This is a genomic window from Extibacter muris, assembly GCF_004345005.1.
GTDB classification, from domain to species: Bacteria; Bacillota; Clostridia; order Lachnospirales; family Lachnospiraceae; genus Extibacter; species Extibacter muris.
This window is the reverse complement of record NZ_SMMX01000021.1, coordinates 1-19,079: the sequence shown is the minus strand read 5'-3', so window position 1 is coordinate 19,079 and position 19,079 is coordinate 1. Positions and strand designations below refer to the sequence as shown.

Below are 19,079 nucleotides of genomic sequence, written 5' to 3'. Positions count from 1 at the left end.
CTATTTTACATATGTCATTTAAAGTATAATGGAAACATGGTGAAAATGCAATGCTCACACATTACCATCTGCTATCCCTTGGCTCCCAGGCTGCGGGCCCTTTTCAGCTCCCTCTTTTTCTCGGAGGCATCCACACAGATGGTGCATGCCGCATCCCCCGTAATATTGACCGTAGTCCTCGCCATATCGAGTATACGGTCCACGCCGGCCACAAGCGCAATCCCTTCCAGCGGAAGCCCCACGCTCTGCAGCACCATGGCCAGCATGATGACACCGGAACCGGGGACGCCAGCAGTACCGATGGACGCCAGCGTGGCGGTCAGTATAATCGTAATCTGCTGTGATATGGTGAGGTTCATGCCAAATATCTGTGCGATAAAGATGACGCTGACCCCCTGGTAGATTGCAGTTCCATCCATATTAATCGTAGCGCCGAGCGGCAGCACGAAGCTTGAAACCTCTTTTCTGGCGCCCAGCTTCTGTGTACATTCCATATTGAAAGGCAGCGTCCCAACACTGCTGGCACTGGAAAATGCAAATATCATAGCCTCGCCCATACCCTTGAAGAAAGTAAGCGGGTTCATCTTAGCCATCGCCCTGACGAGGCTGGAATAGACACATACCATATGCACGGCACAGACAAGATACACGACCCCTATCAGTTTCATCAGCGGCAGAAGGATAGACATGCCGTTTGTCGCTATGACCGGTGCGATCAGGCCGAACACTCCGATAGGGGACAGTTTGATGATGACCCCCATCACTTTGATGCATACTTCCGAAAGGCTTTCCACCACCGCTCCGGCCAGCCTGCCCTTCTCTCCCGCCAATATGATGCCAAATCCGAAGAACAGGGCAATCACGATTATCTGCAGCATGGTGGCCTTAGCCAAAGGCTGGATGGCATTGGACGGAAATATGTTCACTATCGTGTCTATGAATGACGGCGTCTCCGCCACTCCCTCGAATGCCTACAGCGATTCCGAGGACAGATTATATCCGCTGCCCACGCTGAGTACATTGGCTATCACAAGCCCTAACGTTACCGCAAATGCTGTCGTGCACATATAGAACAGGACCGTCTTGCCGCCGATAGAGCCTACCTTCCTGATATCCTGGAGTGATATCACCCCCTGCATGATAGATAACAGTACGACCGGCACCACTACCATCTTCACTAGATTCAAGAATATCGTTCCAAACGGTTTTATATATGTCTCCGCAATATCACTGTTCTTCTGCAGCAGCAGGCCCGCAATGACGCCAAGTACAAGTGCTGCCAGTATCCATACGGTCAGCGATACCTTTTTCTTTTCCTTCTTCGTATCCAAATCTGTTCCTCCTCATTCCATAAACTGGTCTATCGTAAATAGATTATATTTTCTGGATATCTTGATATCCTCCTTCGTCAGCAGAAGGGAAGATACCAGCTCATCGTCTTCCTTTAGTATTGTCGAAGACAGCATCACCTTAATCGCCACAGGCATCATAGTTTTGTATGACAGGCCTGTAAGCATGCCTGTCCTCCTGCTTGTCCGGTTCAGGCTGTTGATGCAGCATATCCACGCCTGCTCCGTAGGGTTGTTCTGGTTCTGCAGGTTATAATTTTCCACGAATTCATATCTTCGGCTGTAACCGGTGTAGAATGTCTTGCAGTTTCCGCAGCTTTCCTCATCCTGGACATCATAGAAAAGCTGTATCCCTATCTGCTCCGAGCCGGGAATCTGGTATCTCTCCATAACACTTTTCAGTATGCGCCTGCTCCTTCCGTCATAGGAATACATATGCTGCCTGTCCAGGAATTCCCCTGGCTCCAGCCTGGCGTGCAGCTCCTCATCCTGTACCGCCAGCAGGTACGCAGGCGATATCTGGAATACGTCCGCAATCTCCTTAAGCGTTGCCACATCGAGAGATATGAGGCCCTTCTCATACTTTGACATGGTTGACTTGCTTTTATGTATCTCCTTTGCCAGCCCTTCGAGCGTCAGTTTATATGCGAGCCGGTACTTCTTGATGTTTTTTCCTACATGCTCATCAATTGCCATAATGCCTCCGTTTACTATAAATCACCTTTTCCATGAAAAACTCCCGATAGGACGATTCTCATATGTATTTCCAGGCAATTTATGATTTAAGTTTACCATAAATAGATAAACACATCAAAAGTTTCCTGTCAAGACACTTTGTCCGATTTGCCCCGTTTAATATTTAACGATAGAATAAAGCCAATACAGATGGAAATCCAGAAGGTGTGCAGAATGAATAAAACAGACACAAAGAATATATCTATCATAGGATTTGCAATATTTGCCATGTTCTTTGGGGCAGGAAACCTGATATTCCCGCCCTATCTCGGCCTGCTAAGCGGAACGGGCTGGTTCTTAAGCTTTCTCTGCTTCATCATCATGGATATCGGGCTCAGCCTGCTTGCACTGCTTGTCGTGACAAGAACAGGCAAGGGGACGGAGGGCATCACGGAGAAGCTCGGAAAGCTCCCTTCTATATTAATATTATCACTGAACGCGGTATGCCTTGGACCTCTCATTGCCATTCCAAGAACTGCCGCTACTGCGTATGAATTTTCCATCGCTCCGTTCTTTCCGGCGTTTGATACAAAGATATTTTCACTCCTTTTTTTCCTCGCTGTGGTGCTGTTCTGTCTGAGTCAGTCCAAGGTCATCGATATCATCGGAACCGTATTCGCGCCACTGATTCTCGCTGCCCTTTTATTCCTCATCGTAAAAGGCATCGTATCACCGCTTGGTGCCATAGAGCTTCAGGCCGCAGCCTCCTCGGCTGTCCGGGACGGAATCAACGCCGGCTGCCTGACACCTGCTATCGGGCTCCTATCCTCCTTTGCTTCTTTCTTCGAGAAGCAGACGAAAGGCAAAGTAAGTTACCGTACATTAGTGTTTGGATTCGCAGGCATCAGCTATGTAATCTCTAATTTTGGTATAACCAGGATACTGGCACTGGCTTCCCCGATACTGAATATTCTATACCCAGTGCTGGTTCTTCTGGTTATCATGGGATTGATGGAAAAATGGCTCCCGAACGCAGCCGTCTACCGGTCTGCCGCGTCAGGAACCATTGTCGTAAGCACCTTGTCAGCTATATCGGAATATCTGCCTGTTCCCGTCCATATCGCGGGTCTTCCGCTATATGAATATGGGTTCCAGTGGGTCCTTCCTGCTGCCATATGCGGGCTTATGGGCTACCTCTTTACAAGAGAAAGGACGTCCGCGCAACGGCGTATCATCGGCAACATCGCCGCCAGGACTTAATTCCTCATATATTCCTTCGTCACTCTAACGACCTGGCCGCTCAGCAGTATAAGGGCGGTCAGGTTCGGCACTGCCATGAATCCGTTGAACGTATCGGCAATCTCCCACACAAGTCCCGGGGCAATCACGCATCCCGGAAGCAGCACCACAATATATATCACCTTATACAAAGTCGCAGATTTTTCCCCGAACAGATAGGCAAATGTCCGTTCTCCAAAGTAAGCCCACCCTATGATCGTAGCAAAAGCGAAGAATATCATGGACAGCGCCAGAAACTTGTCGCCGCCCGGTATGACCGTGGCAAACGCTCTTCCACACAGCGTCGTGCCGTCTACATTCTCCGCCCCTCTTGCTATATTGGCAAGGAAGCCCTGCTGGTCGTACACTCCGGAAGTAAGGATGACGAGCGCCGTGACCGTACAGAATACGATTGTATCGATGAATACCTCCACAATCGCCCACATCCCCTGCACCGGAGCAGAGTCTATATCTGAAGCGGCGTGGGCCATGACAGACGATCCCAGACCCGCCTCATTGGAAAATACGCCTCTGGAGATTCCCGTCTTCATCGCCTGCCGCATCCCGTATCCGAGTACCCCTCCGCCGACGCTCTGCACTTTGAAGGCCTCTGTAAAAATGAGCTGGAATGCCTTCGGAATCTCGGAAGCATTTGCAGCCAGCACGATCACTCCCCCTGCAATATAAAAGAAAGATATGAGCGGTATGAGCCGCTCCGTCACTGTCGCTATGCGGCGGACACCTCCGAACAGCACCATGCCTACCAGCACCATGGCAGCCAGACCGGTGACAAAGGTGGGGACATAGAATGCTTCCTTCAGCCCTCCGGCCATCGCGTTGGCCTGTGTCATATTGCCCATGCCAAGCGAGGCAAGGATGCAGAACACGGCGAACAGGACGGCCAGCCACTTGCAGCCGAGCCCACGCTCCATATAGACCATAGCACCGCCCACCCATCTGCCGCTTCTGTTCTTATAGCGGTAGAGGATGCCCAGGACGTTTTCTGCATACATGGTCATCATTCCTACCACCGCAGATATCCACATCCAGAATATAGCACCGGGACCACCCGCAATGAGTGCCGTGGCGACCCCTGTTATGTTGCCCGTGCCGAGCGTGGCTGCCAGAGCCGTGCAGAATGCCTGGAACTGGGACATGGACTGTTCGTCATCCGTACGCCTTACCTTCCTGTTGCGAAAGAGCTGGCCGAGCGTCATGCCGAGCCAGACACGACACTTCCTGAACTGGAAGAAGCCGGTGCGCACCGTAAAAAGAAAGCCCACCGCAAGAAAGATGATGAGCATGCCGCGGCCCCAGATAAAGTCACGAAGAACATCGTTGACTTGTTTGATATATTCCGTCATCGTCATAGACTTCTCACTTTCTGTCCATCAGCTTCGCATATATGACTCCTGCCAGCGTGCTTATGCTTGTGGCTACGATAGCCGCCCCTACGATCGCGGCAGGGTTGACGCTCCCATACTGGCTCCGGTATGCGATGATATTGACCGGTATCAGCTGTAAGGACGAGATATTGATAATCAGGAACGTACACATCTCATTGCTTGCGGTACGGCCTTTTGACGCGCCTCCAAGCAGCCTCTTCTTATCCTGGTATTCCGGGTTGCCCCGCTCGCGTTCCAGTTCCGCCAGGCCATCCATAGCCTTTAATCCCGCAGGGGTGGCCGCCCAGCCAAGCCCGAGGATATTCGCAATCATATTGGTCGTGATATGCTCCGCAGCCGAATGGTCCGGCGGAAGCCTCGGAAAGAGAAACCGGATGATGGGGCGCATTTTCTTCGATACGCTCTTGATTATTCCAGCCTTTGTGGCGATTTCCATAAGCCCCACCCAGAAGGACATGACTCCCATCATAGTGATGCAGAGTGTAATCGCCTCCTTGGAAGAGTCTATGGCTGCATTCGTCACGTCTGGCATCCTTCCGGTACAGGCGGCAAATATGATGCCTACAAGTATCATTCCTGCCCATAGATAATTCAGCATGTAATCATTCCATTTATGTAATATCTCTACATCCTATGCCGGGCCGGGATATTATATGTTCTGGACGAGACACATCGGCATCCGGCAGATACGTGCACGAAGGAGAGCCAGACGCCCTGTCATCGTCTGGCTCTCCTTATCTGGCTCTTCTTCATGCCCCACTTACCGGGCGTCCATACCTACATCTACATTGCCTTCCCTCAGGACGCCGACCAGCCTGCCCATCCTCTTATACCGCGTATGAGAATTGATATGCCAGTCATCTATCGTACCGTTCAGCGCCTTGATATATATGTCATCGTGCCTCTTATATACTCTCCCCATATACAGATAGCCTCCCCGCATAATAATCCATATCTCTCCGTTCTTCGGGTCATAATCGTCATCATAACGGAACCCGAGCAGGCTGCCTTCCGGAAACTTCGGAGTGAGCACCGGTGTACTCAGATATACGCAGAAAGTACAGTACCGGCTTATCTCGTTGCTGCTCACCATTATATTCCTCTCTATCCTGCTGTCATACTGTGCCAGGCCCTGAACTATATTCGTAAATTCAAAACATTTTATCTTAATCTTATCATGGGAAGTGTTGTGAATCATCTGGTCATATTCTGTGTCTATCGTATATTTTATATATTTCTTCATAGGAGCCGGCAGCTTTTTAAACCGATATACATAATCCGAGATGTCATACGGCACATCAGGTTCCCTGTCCGTGAACTCGTCCAGGGAACAGTCCAGCACCCCTGCTACCTTCTCCATAGCGGAAAAGCCGGGATTCTCCGTCGCACCGCTCCCGATCTTCGTCAGCGTACTGTAAGGAACCCCGCTCAGCCATGCCAGATCTTCAAATGTAAATCCTCTTTTTTGCATGATATATTTTATTCTTTCGTTTTTCAAATTTCTCCACCTTTCCATTTTTGGAAACTTTCTACCCTATGTCAATATTGATTTATTATAGCATATTTCCTATAATCAGACTTATTGTTATTATTTTTTTAAGCATAATGTTCAAAAAAGAGAGGTAAATGCCATGACTAACAATATTTATACTTCCACACCGGTAGATATCCAGCTTAACCGCCGGCTGACTCTTCTGCTGAACCGGCTTGAGATTTCTCCCAAGCTGAAAGGATATCTATATCTGAGAAGCGCTTTGTCACTCTGCATCAATGATACAGGTTATCTTTCAGGAATCACGAAAAATCTATACCCTTCTCTCGCCGCCGCGTACAGCACAAGCCCCTCCGCCGTGGAGCGGGCCATACGCAACTCTATCGATATACTGTGGCATTCACACGCCAAAAGGACTTATCAGGAACTGACCAACTGTTACTGCGACGTGAGGCCGACGAACGCACAGTTCATCGCTCTTCTGACGCATACCATCCTTTTTTTGTGAATAATTTCTCACAATTCCGGTTTTGCCTTTCATTTTTTTTGGCTTTTTTGTACAATTATTGACTTTTTTAGACAGATTATATATACTTAGTTTAGTTCAATTATCAACAATTGACGAAATTTCTTCAGAAAACGCGCAAAATTGAAAGGAGGAAGAGAGTATGTGGGGACATATTTTCGATCTGAGCAATCCTCTTGTAGGAGAGGAAAACACATGGGTGCTCTGGGCTATCTGTGCCACAGGCGCCGCTGCTGCCATTTATCTGGAACAGAGGTATAAATGGGCGGCAAAAATGACGGGAGCTATCATCGCTCTTATCTTCGCTATCATATTATCCAATTTGGGTATCATTCCTATGAACGCACCAACCTGGGACGTCGTATGGGGATTCGTGGTGCCGCTTTCGATTCCGCTGCTGTTGCTGCAGTGTGACATGAGGAAGATAGGTAAGGATTCCGGGCGAATCCTGATAATCTTCCTGATTGGCTCCGTAGGCACGGCGTGCGGTTCTCTGCTTGCCTATGCAGCACTCAACAAATTCATTCCGGAGCTGGCAGGGCTCGCGGGAGTATTCACCGGAACCTATATCGGTGGTACTGTCAACTTCGCGGCACTGGGCGCGGCATTTGACGTATCCGGCGAGATGATATCCGCAGCAACCGTTGCCGACAACCTGCTGATGGTATTATACTTCTTCCTGCTGATTGCGATGCCGTCCATCGGCTTCTTCCGCAAGCACTTCAAACATCCGTACGTAGATGAAGTAGAGGCGGCAGGAAGCAACCTGAAAGACAACGAGACAAACGCATCTGCATTCTGGGGAAGAAAAGAGATCTCCTTAAGAGACATCGCCCTCGCAGTAGCCACGGCATTTGTTATCGTTGCATTATCCAACATTATAGCCACCGGACTTGGAAGCGTCATCCCGACATCTAACGCATTCCTGCAGATCCTGAACACGCTGTTTGGCAACATGTATCTGTGGATTACGACGATTGCCATGCTCTGCGCTACATTCGCGCCTGGATTCTTCGGCAATATCAAAGGCACGCAGGAGCTTGGTACTTTCCTGATTTACCTGTTCTTCTTCGTAATCGGTGTTCCGGCATCTGTACCGCTTATCATCCGCAACTCCCCGCTGCTGCTCGTATTCGCTGCCATCGTCGTTGCGGTCAATATGACATTCAGCCTTGTGGCAGGTAAGCTTCTGAAGTTCAACCTGGAGGATATCATCCTTGCCTCCAACGCCAACATCGGCGGACCTACGACAGCTGTCGCCATGGCAGTATCCAAGGGCTGGACGAAGCTCGTCGGACCGATTGTACTTATCGGTACATTAGGATATGTCCTCGGTACATACTTCGGTCTTGTAGTAGGAAGCATACTCGGCTTATAAGAGCCGCATACATCTGAAAGGAAAGGGGATTGTAAGATATGAATTTTGATGCACATTCTGATATCTGGACTGACGTGACACACCATTATCTTGACGGGGAATCTGACATTTTCCGCAAATACCACTATGAACGTCTTAAAAAAGGACAGATTGAGGGCGGAATATTTGTAATCTGGAATGATCCACCTTTCGATAAGGAGCCGCTGAAGCGCACACGCCAGATGATGGAGGCGATTGCACACGAAGAGCCTGACTGTGCGGATATATTAAAGGTGGCACGTTCTTACGATGATATGATGAAAGCCCGGGATGAAGGCAGGATGTATGCCTTCATCGGGCTGGAAGGATTAAAAAGTATCGGTGAAGACCTGGATCTGATTGATGAATTCTATCGGTTCGGAGCCAGACACGCCGGCCTTACATGGAACGAAGAGAATCCGCTGGCAACGGGAGCGCTGGGGAATCCTGAACGCGGACTGACGGATACGGGCCGGAGGGCAGTAAAGAAGATCCAGGATCTTGGAATGATTCTGGACGTATCGCATCTGAACGATGCATCCTTCTGGAATCTGCTAGACGCGGCGGGCGGACCTGTCGTGGCTACCCATTCCAACTGCAGGGCTCTGTGTAACCAGCGCCGGAACCTCACCGATGAACAGTTGAAGGAACTGGCGAAGACAGGAGGTATCGTCGGCCTGAATTCCTTTAACGAATTCGTGCATGACGTGGAATCAGAACAGACGGTCGAGAACCTTGTGAAGCATCTCGTCCGTATGGTGGAACTGATGGGAATCGACCACGTCGGCTTCGGTTTTGATTTCTCCGAATTCTGCTGCGCGGACACGCTGAGCTCGTTCAGCAGCCAGGAGAACCCCTATACGATCGGTCTGGAAGACGCCTCCAAAGTTCCAAATGTCATTGAGGAAATGAAACGTGTCGGATTCCATAGTGAGGAGATTGAAAAGATTTCCTTCAAGAACTGGCATCGTATTATTCGAGAGGTCATCAGATAACAGATAGAATCACGAAAGGCACAGCCGATGCGGCTGTGCCTTTCTGCTACTTTATGGAACCCGGGTCTACTTTTTTCTGCCTCAGCTTCAGGTACACGATTTCACGGAACAGGGCATATACGACAGATACGATAGGAATGAATATGAGCATGCCCACGATACCCATCAGGCTTCCTCCTATGCTGACCGCTGCCAGCACCCATATGGACGGCAGGCCGACCGAATTTCCGACTACATGCGGATAGATGAGGTTCCCTTCAATCTGCTGCAGCACGAGGAAAAGGACTACGAATACAAGCGCTTTGACCGGATCTAACATAAATATGAGGAACGCGCCTACCGCACACCCGATGAAAGCGCCGAAGATAGGTATCAGCGCCGTAAAGGCTATCACAATACCGACCAGCAGCGCATAGGGAAGGCGGAACAGCCCCATCGTTACGACGAACATGCTTCCAAGTATAATCGCTTCCACGCACTGTCCGGTCAGAAAGCTGGAAAATGTACTGTAGGTCAGTGAGAATACTTCCAGCGCAGCCTCTGCCCTTCCTCTTCTTACAAAGGCGAACAGTACCTTCTTCGCCTGAACGCTCAGTTTTTTCTTCTGCAGCAGCACATAGCAGGCAAACACAAATGCGATGAAGAATGTCGTTATTCCGCTCACGATACTCTTGGCCGCCGTGATGGTAGAGTCGAGGACGCTTCCGGCGCCGTTCCGGAAGAAATCAATCCCCGCGTCCATAATCTTGTTCCAGTCGAACTCCAGATTGTTCACCCAGGCCATCACTTCCTTATTGTTGTGGAAGAGGCCATTGGCCCACGCCTGCACCCTCGGGATAAATGCCTGTATGCTGTCGCCCAGATTCGCAAAAGTCCTTCCTAGCTGCGGTATCAATATGAACATTACGACAGCTATGACTCCAAAGACTAGCAGCAGCACGATGAGCATGCTGACCGGCCGCGCCGCTTTGGCGCGCACTTTGCTCTTCTGTGCCTTTTCACTGCCGAACAGATGGCGTTCCACAAAGTTCATCGGCACATTCAGCACAAACGCTATCGCTCCTCCAAGGATGAACGGGAACATGATATGGAATACGAATCCGAGAATATCGAATACTTTGTTATATTCCCATAGGCATAACACGATGATAGCTGTAAATATGATCAGCCCTCTTATCTTTTTTACACTCTCTCTGTCAAAATCCATCTTAACTCCTTATCTTTTTCATCAATTGTATCACAGGCAGATTCAAAAGCGCCAGCCCATATACGGTCAGCAGCTGTCCCAGATTCAGCGTAACCACTTTAAAGATGCCGTGGAGCCCTGGTATCGTCAGCACGCCTGTGATAAGCAGCAGGCCGATGGCAAATGCGCCTATGAGGTATATATTGTTGAAAAACCTGTTCGTGAACAGTACCGGCCTCTTCGACTTACAGTTAAACCCGTGCACAAGCCTTCCCGTACAGAGGGTTCCAAAGGCCATCGTACTTGCAAGCACGCTGTCCCCGCTTACATAACCGATATAAAAAGCGGCCATCGTCATGATACCGATGCACAGTCCCTCCGTTCCGATACTGAGCAGATACTTTCCCGTAAGTATAGATTCATCCATCGGGCGGGGCTTCTCCTGCATCACGTTCTGCGTGTGCGGCTCAAGACCGAGCGCGATAGCCGGAAGGCTGTCCGTCAGCAGGTTGATGAACAGGAGATGGACCGGAGCAAACGGCACCGGAAGCCCTGCCACAGAAGAATACAGTACAGCCAGAATAGCGCCGAAATTCCCCGACAGCAGGAACTGTATGGAGTTCTTGATATTCTGGTAGATGTTTCTCCCATTTTCTACCGCTTTGATAATGGTGGCAAAGTTGTCGTCCGTGAGTACCATAGACGCCGCATCCTTGGATACCTCCGAACCCGTTATACCCATGGCCACTCCGATATCCGCCTGTTTGAGCGCAGGAGCGTCATTCACTCCATCTCCCGTCATAGCGACTATGTTGCCCTTTTCCTGCCATGCCCGGACAATCCTTATCTTGTGTTCGGGAGAGACTCTCGCATACACAGAGATTTTCTCCACGAAATCTTGAAGCTCTTCGTCGGACATGTCTTCGATTACCGCGCCTTCGCAGGCCTCGGAATCATCTCTCAGTATGCCGATCTTCCTCGCGATCGCCGCTGCCGTGACTTTGTGGTCTCCCGTAATCATAACTGGTTTGATGCCCGCTGCCTTGCACTCTGACACTGCGGCTTTCGACTCCTCCCTCGGCGGATCCATCATTGATATGAGGCCGAGGAAGATAAGGCCGTCTTCGTCCTCCAGCGTAAGGGCACGCGCACCTTCTATCTCCTTATATGCAAAAGCCAGCACCCGTAGGCCATCCCTTGAGAACTCCATGTTCTGCCTCTCGATTTCCAGCCTGTCGTCCTCCGTGATATCCCGTACCGTCTCACCTGTCCTTATACTGCTCATACGTCCAAGCAGGACATCGACGGCTCCTTTGACGACGATTATCTCCGCTCCGTCTATCCGGTGCTGTGTAGACATCAGTTTCCGGTCGCTGTCGAACGGTATCTCAGACTGCCGTGGATACATCTTCCTTATCTCAGACGCGTCGGTGCCTAGCCTGCTGCCCACATTGATAAGCGCGGTCTCCGTCGGGTCTCCGATTTCCTGGCCGTCCGCGTTCACGGAATCATTGCATAGCATGCTGAATATAAGCAGCTTCTCCTCGTTACAGGCAGACAGATCTATATCTTTCGCCGGTATACGCCTGCCGTCCACATAATAATCTTCCACTGTCATCTTATTCTGCGTCAGCGTTCCTGTCTTGTCCGAGCATATGACAGACACGCTGCCAAGACCCTCTACCGCCTGGAGCTTGCGGATAATGGCATGTTCCTTGGCCATCTTCTGGGTACCGAAAGACAGTACAATCGTAACGATGGAGCTCAATGCCTCCGGAATTGCAGCCACCGCAAGCGCCACCGCGAACAGGAACGCGTCCGCAGCAGAACCGCCCCGCACCACATTTACTGCAAATAAGATGCCGCAGAATACGAGGATGATGATTGACAGCTTCTTCCCAAAATCATCCAGATTCATCTGAAGCGGCGTCTTTTTCTCTGATGTCGTCTTTAATAGCCTGGCAATCCTGCCGACCTCCGTATCCATCCCGATCGAGGTAACTTCAAAGGTACCCCTCCCATAAGTTACGAAGCTTCCGGAAAAGACCCGGTTCGTCTGGTCGCCGAGCGCTGCCCCGGCCGGAGCTTCTTCCAGTGATTTCTCCACGGACAGGCTCTCCCCGGTAAGGGCGCTTTCATCCGCCTTGAGGCTGGCTACGTCAAGAAGCCGGCCGTCAGCGGGAACACGGTCCCCTGCTTCCAGTATCACTTCGTCACCTACCGTGACCTCCCTGGACGGTATCTGGACCATCACCCCGTCCCTTATGACCTTCGCCTCGGGCGCGGACAGCTGCTTCAGACTCTTCAGAGACTGTTCTGCCTTCACCGTCTGCACGGTTCCCAGTATGGCATTGATGGTTATAACCACGAAGATGACCACGGCACTTTCCGCATCCCCTAAAAAGCCGGAAACGATGGCTGCGATTATAAGTATGATGACGAGAAAATCCTCAAACTGTTCCAGAAATATCCTCACCGTGCTCTTCCTCTTGCCTTCCGCCAGCTCATTATAGCCGTATTTCTCCTGGTTTATTTTTGCCTGTTCACTTGTCAGCATATGTTTTCCTTTCTTTCCTGCAATGAGACTCTCTTTTCTATTATTTCCATCTAAATAAAAAAGAGACCTTTATTGCATAATTTAATATGCAATAAAAGTCTCACCATTTCATTACGATACGGATGATCGCTCATCGTACTGACGACATCGTAAACGCGGGCTTCTGCCGGCGCCAGTTACTCCCTTTTATTAGTTTTTAATATACCGAATATGACTATAAAAGTCAATACTAATAGCCATTATATTATCATCTGTCAAATACAAAATATCTGCCTGCAATATAATTCAATATGATGACTGCAATATTGGTCAGTATCTTCATGACCGTGCCCTGCAGCGACAGCATATCTACAAGCAGATACATGAGTACCACTTCCAGCACGCCGGTCAGCGCCCTGCACCCGAAGAAGCGGGCTGCCTCCGAAGCAACGGTCAGGCCTTTCCAGTCCCTGCTTTGGAACACAAAAGGCTTGTTGGTAAGAAATGCAAATACGACCGCTATACACCACGCGGCTATCGTACTGTACACGTTTGGAACCTTCAGTATCTGGTAGCAGACATAATATGCCACCACATTGACAACTGTAGTCAATATGCCAAATATCATATATGCAGTAATTCTTTTATATTTTACCATGCAGCCTCCTCTTCCTTCTTATAATGTCTGCTCCAAGTATGCCTAGGGCTGCCAGTGTTCCTGCTATGCCTGCTGTTCTGCCTTTGGCCTGGTATACGAGTCTGACCTCGTGTATACCTTCTTCAAGTGGCGCACCGATAAAAGCGGTATTGACTTTGTGTATCTTCTCCTGCCTGCCGTCCACATACAGCCTGAAATTCTCGTCATAAGGAATGGATGTAACCAGCCATCCCCCTTTGCCGGACCTGGCGGTTCCTTCCAGCACATCTCCTGCTCCTGCAACATCAAGGCTGACGGGGCTGCCGTACAGGTCGCGCGTCTCCTTCTCGTCCGCTCTGCCAATCCATCCACGGACATTGCTGATCTCGTAATCGCCTGACCCATATTCAACCGGAACCTCATTCTCACCGGCAGAAAGAAGAGAGGTATAGTGGAACGTCGTATTGGCATTATAATACGCCGCGTTATCTGCACTCAGCTTGTTCTGCTCCCCATTTACCGCAACCGTCACATCCTTGGAGGCCTTATTGTTCTTTACATCAAATTCCAGAAACAGATAAGCATCTTCTTCGCCGTCATTATCAACAGTCAATATACCGGACGATGCACTTCCCTTGATTCTGGATGCACTCATATGTACATCCACCTCTGCAGCACGTTCTTTTATCTCATCCGCCGCCTCTTTCGTATCCGCCACTGCGGTACTGAGCATAGCAAGCTGTCTTTCCGGCCAGGATAAGGTTAAGAAATCCTCTTCCGTCATAATCTGGTCTGTCACATAAGCGGAAGGCGCCACATCGTTATTTTCATATATATTGACGTCCCCGTACTGGTTTATCTTCTCGTAGCCGTCCGGTGCCCGGCTGCCCACAATATACCGGACGCCCATAATCTTCAGGAATACCGGGTTATCTACCGTATCGGCCATCAGGCTGTTCCTGCTTGGCTTGCTCAGATGCAGGACTTTGCTGCGGAAGCTGATGTAGTAAGGATTGCTGATAGAAGAATATACGGTGGTCAGGTTCTGTCCACACACCCACACCTTATTCTGGTTCGCCTTGTTCGCACTGTATCCGCCCCGTGTCTCAGTGCGGTATGAACCTCCACCCTGCACAGATTCGACAGCTTTCCCGATATCCGGGCTGTCAATTCTGTCCATCTCTGCCTTTGTGACCAGCTCCTCCTTCAGCACTGCCACCTGGCCTACGCACAGCATCGCCATCACCGCAAGCATGGCTGTGGATACGGCCTTTTTCCAGCAGAACATGCTGATGGCGATTGCTGCCGCACAAACTGCAAAGTCAATATAGATAAAATACTGCTCCTGCCGTACATAAGTATTGGTCAGCAGGGAGACCGTAAGCAGCACACCTGCCAGCACGCAGCCTCCCACAGCCTCACGCGCCCTGAGCAGGCGGCTGCCGATTCTGTAAAAGAACGAGGCGGCGAGCCAGCACATAAGCGGCAGAAACGGAATAAAGGCTTTATCTCTCAGATAGAGCGCTCCGTTCAGTAGCCAGTCAAATACCGGGAACAGCAGCAAGAGAAACAATGTGGCTGCCATAAACTTCTCTCTGCATCTTCTGTAAAAGATACTTGTACATAATAGGATGAGTGCAGCGACAGAGAGACCCATCCCATAACCGCTGTATAAGAGCTTATGAAGCCGTATATCAGGAACAAGCAGCTCTTTCAAAGATTGGGCAGCGTGTCCGGTTCGCCCGGCCGACATCGCAAAATATACAGGTACAAGATAGAACAGAGAAAGAAGGCAGCCAAGAAGGGCCGGGTAATACCTGTACCAGAACCACTTGATCATGCCCCACACAGATGTCCCTTTCTCGTGCCTGTATCCACATGCTCCATAGATGAACAGAGCTGCCAGCCCTCCCACAGCAAAGTAAAAGCTTGTCAGTATCATACATAATACAGATACCGTCAACAGGCCATATTTCCCATTCTCGCAATACCGGTCGTAACCGATCAGCGCCAGCAGAAGAAACGGCATATAATTCACAAACATCAGCTGCATCGATGAATGGTAGGTAACAGAAGCAGCCAGCACAAGCATAACGGAAGCATAAAAGCTTTCCCGCCTTCTGAAATGGCCTCTTCCGAGCCAATAATAGCACAGGATACCGTCCGCAATATGTTCCAGGACCGCTACAGCCTGAATATATGTGGCCATTTTTATAAAAGGCAACATGTATGACAGAAGATATAGCGGATTAAAGAGCCCGTAGTATGCAAAGTTATAGATGTTCTGCCCTCCTCCAAGCTCTGCTGCAAACTGTGGGAACAAAGTGCCTGTCTCATAAAACAGCTTACGGAAATAGTCGGGGAATACGATATGCTGCCCGAGCCAGTCTATCTCAGAGCCTGCCAGATATCCGTTTCTTGTCTTCAGGATATACAGGATGAGCGGAATGATTATAAGAATCGAGAGATATAAAATATCTTCCCTGTTTTTTGTTGCCTTTGCCTTCAGTTTTTGCATCCTCTTCATCACTTGATTCCCTCAATAAATAGATTGGCCTGTTTTTTATCTCCGTGTAAGCCCTTGCAAGATACTGTCCCGAGATTCCAATGCAGAGCAGCTGAATCCCGCCTATCAGGAAGATGACGCACATCATGGCCGGCCATCCTGCTACGGGGTCATGCCAGAACAGGTTCTTGACGACGAGAAATACGATCATGCAGAATGCTGCCCCGCAGAACAATATCCCCCCATAAGAAGCCATTGACAGAGGTACTGTCGAAAAGCCGAGGATCCCGTCGATGGAGTATTTGAACAGCTTCCAAAGAGACCACTTCGTATCCCCTGCCGCACGTTCCACATTGTGGTATTCCAGCCATTTCGTCCTGAATCCGACCCATCCGAACAAGCCCTTGGAAAATCGGTTGCATTCGCTCAGCGAGAGTATGGCATCAGCCATCTTCCGATTCATCATGCGGAAATCCCTGGCACCCTCCACTATCTGAACCTCAGAGAGCTTATTGATACATTTATAGAAAGATGCCGACAGGAATGACCGGATCCTGGCTTCGCCCTCACGGTCTCCTCTTCTCGTCGCTACACAATCATACTCGCCTTCCTGTAATATGCCGAGCATTTTTGGTATATAGTCAGGAGGATCCTGCAGGTCTGCATCCATTACGACCACATACTCGCCCCCTGCTGCTTTGAGGCCTGCATAAAGGGCGGACTCTTTTCCAAAATTTCTGGAAAAGGATAGATAGCGGTAATCTTTATCCTGCTCATGATATCCCTTTAAAAGCTTAAGCGTATCGTCTGTAGAACCATCATCTACAAATATGATCTCCACGGCTGTAGGCTCCATCTTCTTTATTACTTCCTGCATGGCCTGTACATAAAGAGGCAGTACATCCTGCTCATTATAACAGGGGACAACCACGCTGACCGCAGGTTTTTTATCTCCGTACATTATAAAACCTCCTTCTAAATGACTGAATGCTTTTGCTTGGTTCAATAGTAATTATATATATAGTATCTATCAATTTCCGAAAGAAAATCTTAAGTTTAGGTAAAGATTACGTTTTATGAGAGTCGCGCTATACTATCTGGCTGAGTGTCTTTCTTATCTCTTCCGCTGATTCTATCAGCTTCTGCCGCTCTTTTGCATCCAGTTCTATCTCCAGCACCTGTTCTGCCCCATTCTGTCCGACGACTGTCGGAATGCTGAGGCACAACCCCTGAAGGCCATACTGGCCCGACAGGAAGACAGATATAGGGAGCACCGCATGGCTGTCACGGATGATGCACTCTGCAATCCTGGCAACGGCAATCCCTATGCCATAATACGTAGCCCCTTTCCTCTCTATAATCTCATAGGCACTGTCACGTACATCCTGATATATGGCTTCCCACACGTGCTCCTCTGAGGTGCTTCCGCGCAGCTCGCTGAAGTGCCCTATATCAATGCCGGAAATATTCGCCGTACTCCAGACCGCAAGTTCACTGTCACCGTGTTCACCGATGATAAACGCGTGCACGCTTCTGCTATCAACCTTAAGATGCTCGCCAAGCAGATATTTGAGCCTTGCCGTATCAAGAACCGTTCCGGATCCTATTACCCTTTCTTTTGGAAAGCCTGATTCTTTTAGTGCTACGCACGTGAGTATATCGACAGGATTAGATACGATTAAAAGGATACCCTCGCACTTGGCAGCCTTGATATCATGGATTATTGAACGCAAAATCTTTGTATTTTTCTGTACGAGATCCAGCCTTGTCTCTCCCGGTTTCTGATTGGCGCCCGCAGTTATGATAACAAGCGCTGCATCTTTTATATCATCATAATCTCCCGCATAGATATCCATAGCATGGACAAAGGGGAGGCCGTGGTTGATATCCATCGCTTCACCTTCGGCCTTCTTCGTATCTGCATCAATCAGCACCATCTCTGAAAATGTCCCTCTCTGCAATAATGTATACGCAATTGTAGAGCCGACAAATCCACATCCGATTATTGCGGTTTTCTGTATATTGACCATAAGCTACCTCCTTCTTTTATAAGTACTGATAGTATCCCCATGTAACAGAGCTCCCATACAGGCAAAAAAAACGCAAACCCGTATAAATACTGAGTTTGCGTTCTCTCATTCCCATGAGCGTGCGGGGATTCGAACCCCGGACAACTTGATTAAAAGTCAAGTGCTCTACCACCTGAGCTACACGCCCATATGCAATTATAATAGTAAAGAAAATGCCCAGAGCCGGAATCGAACCAGCGACACGAGGATTTTCAGTCCTCTGCTCTACCGACTGAGCTATCTGGGCAAATGGGCAATATTATGTGAAACTTTCGCGTGCGACTTCGAAAACTACGTTTTCTCAGTCACGGCGTTACCGCCTATACTCTCAAAAGTATTTGTCCTTTCAAGCAAGCTTGAAATTACAATTACTTTCGTTCGTGCACGCTCTGAACTACAACGTGCAAATTGCGGGGGCAGGATTTGAACCTACGACCTTCGGGTTATGAGCCCGACGAGCTTCCAGACTGCTCCACCCCGCGCTATTAACTAATATTTGTTATTGAAGCCGTTGACCGGACTTGAACCGGTAACCTGCTGATTACAAATCAGCTGCTCTGCCAATTGAGCCACAACGGCAAGTCTGATAACGGATGAAACGGATCCAAACTGATTTTGATTAGCAAACCGCTGATTCTTTTCCAGTGGATGGAGAAGGATTCGAACCTTCGAAGGCGTTGCCAACAGATTTACAGTCTGCCCCCTTTGGCCACTCGGGAATCCATCCATTTCATATGGGACCTATAGGGCTCGAACCTATGACCCTCTGCTTGTAAGGCAGATGCTCTCCCAGCTGAGCTAAGATCCCATATAGCGACCCAGAAGAGACTCGAACTCTCGACCTCCGCCGTGACAGGGCGGCGCTCTAACCAACTGAGCCACTGGGCCTCGCTAACTGAAGATATGTACCTTCAAAACTGCACACAAGAAATACCTGCATCCATTACCTATCCACCATCATATCTGGTCATGCCCTCGACCGATTAGTAGCAGTCAGCTCCATGCATTGCTGCACTTCCACCTCTGCC

General features: G+C 49.4%; 14 protein-coding genes, 7 tRNA genes and 1 pseudogene. 4 read left to right on the top strand and 18 right to left on the bottom strand.

Annotated elements, in window-relative coordinates:
* Positions 1–71 precede the first annotated feature (71 nt).
* Both E1963_RS17025 and E1963_RS17020 read right to left on the bottom strand, forming a co-directional pair.
* Positions 72–1,331: pseudogene (locus E1963_RS17025) on the bottom strand (dicarboxylate/amino acid:cation symporter).
* A 12-nt stretch (positions 1,332–1,343) separates the two neighbouring features.
* A complete protein-coding gene (locus E1963_RS17020) occupies positions 1,344–2,045 on the bottom strand; it encodes a helix-turn-helix domain-containing protein (RefSeq protein ID WP_132280596.1) in 702 nt (233 codons plus the stop codon).
* 213 nt (positions 2,046–2,258) lie between these two features.
* Between E1963_RS17020 and E1963_RS17015 the strand changes: the two genes are divergently transcribed.
* Positions 2,259–3,284 (top strand): branched-chain amino acid transport system II carrier protein, encoded by a 1,026-nt coding sequence (locus tag E1963_RS17015; RefSeq protein WP_167482234.1) that lies wholly within the window; start codon positions 2,259–2,261, stop codon positions 3,282–3,284.
* On the opposite strand, the gene E1963_RS17010 is transcribed toward E1963_RS17015, so the two are convergent.
* The 3 genes from E1963_RS17010 to E1963_RS17000 all read right to left on the bottom strand — a co-directional run bounded on the left by E1963_RS17010 (position 3,281) and on the right by E1963_RS17000 (position 6,206).
* A complete protein-coding gene (locus tag E1963_RS17010; RefSeq protein ID WP_132280590.1) occupies positions 3,281–4,666 on the bottom strand; it encodes an alanine/glycine:cation symporter family protein in 1,386 nt (461 codons plus the stop codon). The two genes, E1963_RS17015 and E1963_RS17010, sit on opposite strands and share 4 nt — an antisense overlap.
* A 13-nt stretch (positions 4,667–4,679) precedes the next feature.
* Positions 4,680–5,306, bottom strand: coding sequence for a nucleoside recognition domain-containing protein (locus E1963_RS17005; RefSeq protein WP_132280587.1), 627 nt, complete (start codon positions 5,304–5,306; stop codon positions 4,680–4,682).
* Positions 5,307–5,468: 162 nt separating this feature from the next.
* Positions 5,469–6,206: a helix-turn-helix domain-containing protein gene (locus E1963_RS17000; protein WP_243117782.1), complete on the bottom strand. Its 738-nt coding sequence runs from the start codon at positions 6,204–6,206 to the stop codon at positions 5,469–5,471.
* Between the two features lie 133 nt (positions 6,207–6,339).
* Between E1963_RS17000 and E1963_RS16995 the strand changes: the two genes are divergently transcribed.
* The 3 genes from E1963_RS16995 (at position 6,340) to E1963_RS16985 (ending at position 9,117) form a co-directional block, all read left to right on the top strand.
* Positions 6,340–6,708 carry a sporulation initiation factor Spo0A C-terminal domain-containing protein gene (locus tag E1963_RS16995; RefSeq protein ID WP_066571342.1) on the top strand — a complete coding sequence of 123 codons (369 nt, stop codon included), beginning with the start codon at positions 6,340–6,342 and terminating at the stop codon, positions 6,706–6,708.
* Between the two features lie 160 nt (positions 6,709–6,868).
* Positions 6,869–8,104, top strand: coding sequence for a DUF819 family protein (locus E1963_RS16990; RefSeq protein ID WP_132280581.1), 1,236 nt, complete (start codon positions 6,869–6,871; stop codon positions 8,102–8,104).
* A 38-nt stretch (positions 8,105–8,142) separates the two neighbouring features.
* Positions 8,143–9,117, top strand: a complete 975-nt coding sequence (locus E1963_RS16985; RefSeq protein ID WP_132280578.1) for a dipeptidase — start codon at positions 8,143–8,145, stop codon at positions 9,115–9,117.
* Between the two features lie 46 nt (positions 9,118–9,163).
* Here E1963_RS16985 and E1963_RS16980 read toward each other — a convergent pair whose 3' ends face one another.
* The 13 genes from E1963_RS16980 to E1963_RS16920 all read right to left on the bottom strand — a co-directional run bounded on the left by E1963_RS16980 (position 9,164) and on the right by E1963_RS16920 (position 18,939).
* Positions 9,164–10,324: an AI-2E family transporter gene (locus E1963_RS16980; RefSeq protein ID WP_132280575.1), complete on the bottom strand. Its 1,161-nt coding sequence runs from the start codon at positions 10,322–10,324 to the stop codon at positions 9,164–9,166.
* A 1-nt stretch (position 10,325) separates the two neighbouring features.
* Positions 10,326–12,860, bottom strand: coding sequence for a cation-translocating P-type ATPase (locus E1963_RS16975; RefSeq protein WP_132280572.1), 2,535 nt, complete (start codon positions 12,858–12,860; stop codon positions 10,326–10,328).
* 247 nt (positions 12,861–13,107) lie between these two features.
* On the bottom strand, positions 13,108–13,497 hold the full coding sequence (locus tag E1963_RS16970; protein WP_132280569.1) for a GtrA family protein: 390 nt from the start codon (positions 13,495–13,497) through the stop codon (positions 13,108–13,110).
* Positions 13,484–15,883: a YfhO family protein gene (locus E1963_RS20835; protein WP_243117786.1), complete on the bottom strand. Its 2,400-nt coding sequence runs from the start codon at positions 15,881–15,883 to the stop codon at positions 13,484–13,486. Before E1963_RS20835 ends, E1963_RS16970 begins: the two co-directional genes overlap by 14 nt.
* Entirely contained in the window at positions 15,870–16,943 is a 1,074-nt protein-coding gene (locus E1963_RS16960) for a glycosyltransferase family 2 protein (RefSeq protein ID WP_132280562.1), read from the bottom strand. Before E1963_RS16960 ends, E1963_RS20835 begins: the two co-directional genes overlap by 14 nt.
* A 127-nt stretch (positions 16,944–17,070) precedes the next feature.
* Positions 17,071–18,012 carry an L-lactate dehydrogenase gene (locus E1963_RS16955; RefSeq protein WP_132280559.1) on the bottom strand — a complete coding sequence of 314 codons (942 nt, stop codon included), beginning with the start codon at positions 18,010–18,012 and terminating at the stop codon, positions 17,071–17,073.
* A 114-nt stretch (positions 18,013–18,126) separates the two neighbouring features.
* Positions 18,127–18,199, bottom strand: a tRNA-Lys gene (locus E1963_RS16950).
* Positions 18,200–18,225: 26 nt separating this feature from the next.
* Positions 18,226–18,298: transfer RNA gene (locus E1963_RS16945), tRNA-Phe, on the bottom strand.
* Positions 18,299–18,459: 161 nt separating this feature from the next.
* Positions 18,460–18,533 (bottom strand) — tRNA-Met (locus E1963_RS16940).
* Positions 18,534–18,557: 24 nt separating this feature from the next.
* Positions 18,558–18,630, bottom strand: a tRNA-Thr gene (locus tag E1963_RS16935).
* A 66-nt stretch (positions 18,631–18,696) separates the two neighbouring features.
* Positions 18,697–18,778: transfer RNA gene (locus tag E1963_RS16930), tRNA-Tyr, on the bottom strand.
* Positions 18,779–18,786: 8 nt separating this feature from the next.
* Positions 18,787–18,859: transfer RNA gene (locus E1963_RS16925), tRNA-Val, on the bottom strand.
* A 6-nt stretch (positions 18,860–18,865) separates the two neighbouring features.
* Positions 18,866–18,939, bottom strand: a tRNA-Asp gene (locus E1963_RS16920).
* Between the last annotated feature and the right edge of the window lie 140 nt (positions 18,940–19,079).

Bases quoted from the DNA above. Each gene is read 5' to 3' on its own strand.
- E1963_RS17020 (WP_132280596.1), bottom strand. From the start codon at position 2,045: ATGGCAATTGATGAGCATGTAGGAAAAAACATCAAGAAGTACCGGCTC.
- E1963_RS17015 (WP_167482234.1), top strand. From the start codon at position 2,259: ATGAATAAAACAGACACAAAGAATATATCTATCATAGGATTTGCAATA.
- E1963_RS17010 (WP_132280590.1), bottom strand. From the start codon at position 4,666: ATGACGGAATATATCAAACAAGTCAACGATGTTCTTCGTGACTTTATC.
- E1963_RS17005 (WP_132280587.1), bottom strand. From the start codon at position 5,306: ATGCTGAATTATCTATGGGCAGGAATGATACTTGTAGGCATCATATTT.
- E1963_RS16995 (WP_066571342.1), top strand. From the start codon at position 6,340: ATGACTAACAATATTTATACTTCCACACCGGTAGATATCCAGCTTAAC.
- E1963_RS16990 (WP_132280581.1), top strand. From the start codon at position 6,869: ATGTGGGGACATATTTTCGATCTGAGCAATCCTCTTGTAGGAGAGGAA.
- E1963_RS16985 (WP_132280578.1), top strand. From the start codon at position 8,143: ATGAATTTTGATGCACATTCTGATATCTGGACTGACGTGACACACCAT.
- E1963_RS16980 (WP_132280575.1), bottom strand. From the start codon at position 10,324: ATGGATTTTGACAGAGAGAGTGTAAAAAAGATAAGAGGGCTGATCATA.
- E1963_RS16975 (WP_132280572.1), bottom strand. From the start codon at position 12,860: ATGCTGACAAGTGAACAGGCAAAAATAAACCAGGAGAAATACGGCTAT.
- E1963_RS16970 (WP_132280569.1), bottom strand. From the start codon at position 13,497: ATGGTAAAATATAAAAGAATTACTGCATATATGATATTTGGCATATTG.
- E1963_RS16960 (WP_132280562.1), bottom strand. From the start codon at position 16,943: ATGTACGGAGATAAAAAACCTGCGGTCAGCGTGGTTGTCCCCTGTTAT.
- E1963_RS16955 (WP_132280559.1), bottom strand. From the start codon at position 18,012: ATGGTCAATATACAGAAAACCGCAATAATCGGATGTGGATTTGTCGGC.